The following is a 1,221-nucleotide window of genomic DNA, read 5'->3' on the forward strand; positions in this document are numbered from 1 at the left end:
CTACCGGTCTATGTCCAGAATTTCTGGACATAGACCGGTAGGGTTCGCGTGTCGCTACAGGACCGAGAACGACGTCACGCGGCGCTCCTGATCTTCGTACGGTGACAACGCCAGCAGCCCTCACCTGAGCTTTTCATCAATCTCGTACCGGTCCCCGCGGGCTCGCCCGTCGTCGCGGTGGTCTCCGTCGAGGCAGTCGGGGCTCCCCCACTCACGGGCAAGTCGGTCAGCGAAGCCTGGTCGCCACTGGTGCAGCCACTGCTGTGCGTCCCGTTCGGTAGTGTTCGGGCCAACGTTAGCCGCACGCCAGCTGTAAGCAAGCGCCGCGACCTCCATCGCCAGTCCGGGATGTTGGCTCCAGCACTGAGGAATCGGCCGAGCACGGCTCCCGTCAACGCCAACGAACGTGACATTGTACCAAGCCACGAAGTTGTCGACGGTGTTCCGCGGATCTCCGTCTCCAGCAGGGTCGCTCTCGGCAGCTGCAGGCGGGCTGAACCACACCCACGGGGCTGGCTCGGCCACAGCTTCCTCGTCCGCACTGGACTCCGGTCCGGGTCTCGCAACCAACTGGTTGACCCTGTCTTCGACGCGGCGCAGCTTCCGCGTCAGCGCCTCGACGAGATCAGTCAGCGCCGAGATCTGAGCATCCCGGTCTCCCACATCGGCACCCGACCGCGCTGCCTCGCCGCTCATGCCGCGAATCCGCCGAGCTGGCCGGTCCTCAACCCTGCTCCGACAGCGAGCCCGTCCGAACCGAGCTCGACCTGCCCGTCGCGCACAGCCTGAACGTGGCTGCAGATCATCTTCCAATCGGGTCGTTTCCGCACATCGACGGTACGGGCCAGGATCGGGGCAAGGTGGCGGTGGATCACCAGAACGCGACCGCGGCGCACGCGACGAACGTCGCCTGGCCGGTAGGTGGGCACCGTCTCCAGCCCGACCGAGGTGCGGGCATGGCCAAGAAGGCCGTCGCTTTGCTGCTGGTACCGACGACGATCGTGATGCCCCGTCAGCAAGGAAACCCACTCCAAGGTGGTCCGGTCCTTGATCCCGCCCCAGACCGACAAGGTCGTGGTGTTGTCCAACAGCTGACGGGTTCGCTGGGTACCGAACGCATCTTCCAGTGCTGCCACGGTTTGAGCGCCCCAGTGGATGAGCACGCCACGGCCGGCGGAATCGGAGATGATGTCCGGGACCTGCGGTACGGGAGTCGCGTTC

At 65.5% G+C, this 1,221-nt stretch carries 2 protein-coding genes; both read right to left on the reverse strand.

The window, feature by feature from the left end:
* Window positions 1-120: 120 nt before the first annotated feature.
* Window positions 121-696, reverse strand: a complete 576-nt coding sequence (locus tag B0F77_RS46565) for a hypothetical protein (protein WP_086667073.1) — start codon at window positions 694-696, stop codon at window positions 121-123.
* Window positions 693-1,221 (reverse strand): TraM recognition domain-containing protein (locus B0F77_RS46570; protein ID WP_158103038.1); only part of this gene is annotated, 529 nt, incomplete at its 5' end. The genes B0F77_RS46570 and B0F77_RS46565, both read right to left, overlap by 4 nt.

The sequence above is a fragment of the Lentzea kentuckyensis genome (assembly GCF_002150765.1).
GTDB classification, from domain to species: domain Bacteria; phylum Actinomycetota; class Actinomycetes; order Mycobacteriales; family Pseudonocardiaceae; genus Lentzea; species Lentzea kentuckyensis.

What these genes read in the sequence shown, in the direction of transcription:
- B0F77_RS46565 (WP_086667073.1), bottom strand. Translation starts at nt 696, where the DNA reads ATGAGCGGCGAGGCAGCGCGGTCGGGTGCCGATGTGGGAGACCGGGAT.